We start from the raw sequence: 4414 nt of genomic DNA, 5'->3' as shown, positions 1-4414 counted from the left end.
TGGGGATAACAGTTCGGATTTTCCCATGAGTAGCCTTACTGGCAGAGCCAATCTGTCGATGACCACCTCCGCAGGAGGTGGTATTCAGTTATGAATAAAAATAAGGCGGTAACCATTACCGCCTTATTTAATACTCACTGGATATTAACATTTAAAATAATCATGAATGTCGACGTTTCTTACGGCAATAACGTTCATCGTAATTCTTCAGCCACCAATACTTATCAGTAACCTGTTCTCGGCCACCAATACTAGCTCCTAGCAGCCAAATAAATGCCCCAACAAACAATCCCATTAATGAAAGGCTTACCAAAAACTCAGAAAGGCCAAAATTAAAAATATGGCTAAGCAGTACATAAGCCAGACTAATAAACATTGCCGCCATTCCTGCTCCCATGAGAATATTGCCAAAAATAAAAGCCTTTTTACGTCTCATAACCAACCTCCAATACTTTTTGTGAACGCCAATTTGCCAATACAACGAACGCAAAAGCACGAAAGTAGACATCTTCTTTAAAAGTGATTATAGCCTTATTATATGAAAGGTTATTGCGGAGGTGATCACAACCTGTACAAATTTAAGCCTAATTTTTTACATTCCATCAAGACAATCTTTGTTAAATGAGTTTTGTACTCAAGCCTTGAGATAGGTAAACTAATCTCCTTTTTGTTCTATTGCCAATAAGCGAAATTGAACCGTGAGTAACATAAAATTAATCGTCGGCCTGGCAAACCCTGGAGCTGAATATGCACAGACCAGACATAATGCCGGAGCATGGTTTGTCGATTTGTTAGCACAACGTTATAACCAGTCCCTGAAAGAAGAAAGTAAATTTTTTGGCTATACAGCCCGTATTAACGTTAATGGACAGGATATTCGTTTACTAGTACCAACCACTTTTATGAACCTTAGCGGTAAATCTGTCCTTGCCCTTGCTGGATTTTATCGTATTCAGCCGGATGAAATCTTGGTTGCACATGACGAGCTTGATTTACCACCTGGCGTAGCAAAAATGAAAATGGGTGGCAGCAATGGCGGCCATAATGGCCTAAAAGACATTCAGAACAAACTCGGTAATAACCCTAATTTCCACCGTCTGCGTATCGGTATTGGTCATCCAGGTGATAAAAACAAAGTCGTCGGTTTTGTCCTTGGCAAGCCCCCTACCAGCGAACAAAAACTGATTGACGATGCCTTAGATGAAGCGTTGCGCTGTACTGACATCCTTATTAAAGATGGCATGAATAAGGCAATTAATCGCCTGCATGCATTTAAAGCCAGCGCCTGACCGGGAGTGCATGGCGCATCGGGCTATTGCGTGTATAATAGCGCCAATTTTGTAAACTCACCGACAAGCCTATTTCTTGTTGGTTTATAAGTGATTTAAGGTGATAAATATATGGGATTCAAATGCGGTATCGTTGGCCTGCCTAACGTTGGGAAATCTACATTATTCAATGCGCTGACCAAAGCAGGTATCGAAGCAGCAAACTTCCCGTTCTGCACTATCGAGCCAAACACAGGTGTTGTGCCGATGCCAGATCCACGTCTCGAACAATTGGCTGAGATTGTCAAACCACAACGCATCCTGCCAACCACTATGGAGTTTGTAGATATTGCTGGTCTGGTAAAAGGTGCTTCAAAAGGTGAAGGCTTAGGCAACCAATTCCTGACCAACATCCGTGAAACAGAAGCGATCGGTCATGTGGTACGCTGCTTTGAAAATGATAATATTATCCACGTTTCCGGTCAGGTTGATCCTGCCTCTGATATTGAAGTTATCAATACAGAACTGGCGCTGTCGGATCTGGATACTTGCGAACGCGCTATCCATCGTATACAAAAAAAAGCCAAAGGTGGTGATAAGGACGCTAAAGCAGAGCTGGAAGTCTTAGAAAAATGCCTTCCACACCTTGAACAAGCAGGTATGCTGCGCTCTTTAAATCTGAGTGCGGAAGAAAAAGCGATTATTCGCTATTTAAGCTTCCTGACCTTAAAACCAACCATGTACATTGCCAACGTCAATGAAGATGGTTTCGAAAATAACCCACACCTTGATATCGTTCGCACCATTGCTGAAAAAGAAGGCTCAGTTGTTGTTCCCGTTTGTGCAGCGATTGAAGCCGATATTGCAGAGTTGGAAGATGCTGACCGCGAAGAATTTATGGCAGAATTAGGTCTGGAAGAGCCAGGCTTGAACCGTGTAATTCGCGCCGGTTACCAGTTGCTGAGCCTGCAAACCTACTTTACTGCGGGCGTGAAAGAAGTTCGTGCCTGGACGATCCCAGTGGGTGCAACCGCACCACAAGCGGCGGGTAAAATCCATACTGATTTTGAAAAAGGTTTTATCCGTGCCCAAACTATTTCGTTTGAGGATTTTATCACTTACAAAGGTGAACAAGGCGCGAAAGAAGCGGGCAAAATGCGCGCAGAAGGAAAAGATTATATCGTTAAAGATGGCGATGTGATGAATTTCTTGTTTAACGTCTAATCATTTTCTTGTCTTACAACATTTCAGGATGTCTTATTAAGACGGGTTAACTCTTTGAAATCCACGCGATTGCGTGGATTTTAATTTTTATCATGCCACAAAAAAACTCGTAAGGACGCATGAAAATAAGTCTCGCAAACTTATAGAACCTGTAACTGTTTTTCGCCCATAATTAGTCGGATAACAGAGGCACGTATTAAATAGTTGATACCAACTGTTGTAATCTTCATAGTGGACGCTCCCGTTATTAAATGGCTGTGTTGAATACACGGCCATTTTGGCATACTGATACCGCTTAAATGGGACATCCATGCCATTATTTCTTCGGATTTTAAATAACTGAACGTTTTTCTACTGCGATCGCCAAAAATATGGGTCACTATTTAATCTGCCAGAATCCATCGGTTATTAGATTTAATATTGGATTGTTTTGCCGGGTTTATCTTGAATTTTTCGATACCAATCCTGAATATCTTTAACAATTAAAGAAGTATGCCTATTGCCATCACTGTCTTTAAAATGGTGATCCAATTCCTTATAAAACTTAAAAGAAACCATTGGGTTCTTAATAGCTGCTATCATTTTTTGTGCACCAGTCCCATCAACATTATTGTCACTCAGTGTCTGAAGAACCAATAATGGAGTTTTGCTGGATTGGATAAGCTTCTGATTATCAATAGATAACGACTCATACCACCAAGTTGCACCATGCTCACTAGCTGTTTGATCAGAAGGTGAATCCCGTAAGTTCCGGTTTAATACTTCTTTAGCGAACGCTTTAAAGTCATTAATTTGTTCATCGGCGATTTTGGGTGGTGCAGTCTGTTTGATGCTATGTATAACATCATCGATAAAGAAACGACCACCTGCATTCATGGAAATGGCAGCGGTAATAAAACCTGTATTTGCATTAGCAGTTATCAGATTAGTAATGATCGCACCTTCACTACCTCCGATAAGAACAATATGACGATATTTATCCCTTAACAGGTTCAAGACCGCAAAATAATCTTTAGCCCGCTTTATCGGTGAATCATTCTGTATATAGATTTGCGGACATTTCTTAATTTGGGTGCTATTTTTATCTAAATTACCATCAATGCCGAATTTTTCGACTAACAAAATGTCATTTTCAGGAAAGGCAGAGCCAAAATTTTTGATTATCGACTTATTATTGATAGCACTTTGACAAGTAGAACCCTGAAGCAATACAAGAAGATCTTTAGAGCGTTTGTTATCTCGCTGTATCACATAATATATAATATCTTTTCCATCATCACTTTTCAGAGTTGTGCGAATTTCTTTAGCTATAACTGGTTGATAAAAAAAAATCAGAATAAATACAATACAGGTAATTATTTTTTTCATAAAACACCCATTAATGTTATCGACTGGACATGAAGTACATTAAAAGGGTAGATGATCTGCTAAATGATTCAAATTAGGAAATCTACGCCCATGCTTGATAGGCTTTTTAATGTAAGGCCAGATATTTTTCTCTAATTTTTTGCAACAAGCCCCCTGCTCTCTTTTTAATGTGCGATAGAACCATTAAAAATAGGCCAAGCTTGAATGGCGTTGAAAATCACTTGGTTAAGTCTATCGAGGTTAGCGCCATCACAGGCTTGTATTGTTAACCCATTAATCACTGTAATATAAAAATCAACCATCGCGTGAATAGGTGCGTCTGGCGCGATATCACCATCGTCAATACCCTGCTGCATTCTCTTCAACAGAATCGCTTGGTAGTTTTGCCGTTTCTCTTGCACATTGTGATACACTTCTTCGATTTGTTTCGAACCATTCATCGTCGCCGTAATTAACATGCAACCTGATGGTTTATCAGGCTGTGCTAATCGTTTTGCACTATCGTACATCAACAATTCAATCGCCACTTTGGCTGTTTTTGCTTGTTTCATAAT

Annotated in this window: 5 protein-coding genes; 2 read left to right on the top strand and 3 right to left on the bottom strand. The window is 40.1% G+C overall.

Translation table 11 applies throughout. From position 1 onward, the window contains the following. Window positions 1-160: 160 nt before the first annotated feature. A complete protein-coding gene (ychH, locus tag Xentx_RS11805) occupies window positions 161-436 on the bottom strand; it encodes a stress-induced protein YchH (protein ID WP_074020434.1) in 276 nt (91 codons plus the stop codon). Window positions 437-698: 262 nt separating this feature from the next. Here ychH and pth point away from each other — a divergent pair, with 262 nt between their 5' ends. After that, window positions 699-1289 (top strand): aminoacyl-tRNA hydrolase, encoded by a 591-nt coding sequence (pth, locus tag Xentx_RS11800; protein WP_074020433.1) that lies wholly within the window; start codon window positions 699-701, stop codon window positions 1287-1289. Window positions 1290-1400: 111 nt separating this feature from the next. Further along, window positions 1401-2492: a redox-regulated ATPase YchF gene (ychF, locus tag Xentx_RS11795; protein ID WP_074020432.1), complete on the top strand. Its 1092-nt coding sequence runs from the start codon at window positions 1401-1403 to the stop codon at window positions 2490-2492. A gap of 414 nt (window positions 2493-2906) precedes the next feature. Here ychF and Xentx_RS11790 read toward each other — a convergent pair whose 3' ends face one another. Both Xentx_RS11790 and Xentx_RS11785 read right to left on the bottom strand, forming a co-directional pair. Further along, on the bottom strand, window positions 2907-3860 hold the full coding sequence (locus Xentx_RS11790) for a hypothetical protein (RefSeq protein WP_074020431.1): 954 nt from the start codon (window positions 3858-3860) through the stop codon (window positions 2907-2909). 164 nt (window positions 3861-4024) lie between these two features. Further along, the coding region (locus Xentx_RS11785; RefSeq protein ID WP_422645858.1) for a TetR family transcriptional regulator C-terminal domain-containing protein at window positions 4025-4414 on the bottom strand (390 nt) is incomplete at its 5' end.

Source organism: Xenorhabdus thuongxuanensis, from assembly GCF_001908095.1.
Taxonomy (GTDB): domain Bacteria; phylum Pseudomonadota; class Gammaproteobacteria; order Enterobacterales; family Enterobacteriaceae; genus Xenorhabdus; species Xenorhabdus thuongxuanensis.
The sequence above is the reverse complement of the archived record's forward strand: the minus strand, read 5'-3'. Positions and strand labels throughout refer to the sequence as shown.

What these genes read in the sequence shown, in the direction of transcription:
- ychH (WP_074020434.1), bottom strand. Translation starts at nt 436, where the DNA reads ATGAGACGTAAAAAGGCTTTTATTTTTGGCAATATTCTCATGGGAGCA.
- ychF (WP_074020432.1), top strand. Translation starts at nt 1,401, where the DNA reads ATGGGATTCAAATGCGGTATCGTTGGCCTGCCTAACGTTGGGAAATCT.
- Xentx_RS11790 (WP_074020431.1), bottom strand. Translation starts at nt 3,860, where the DNA reads ATGAAAAAAATAATTACCTGTATTGTATTTATTCTGATTTTTTTTTAT.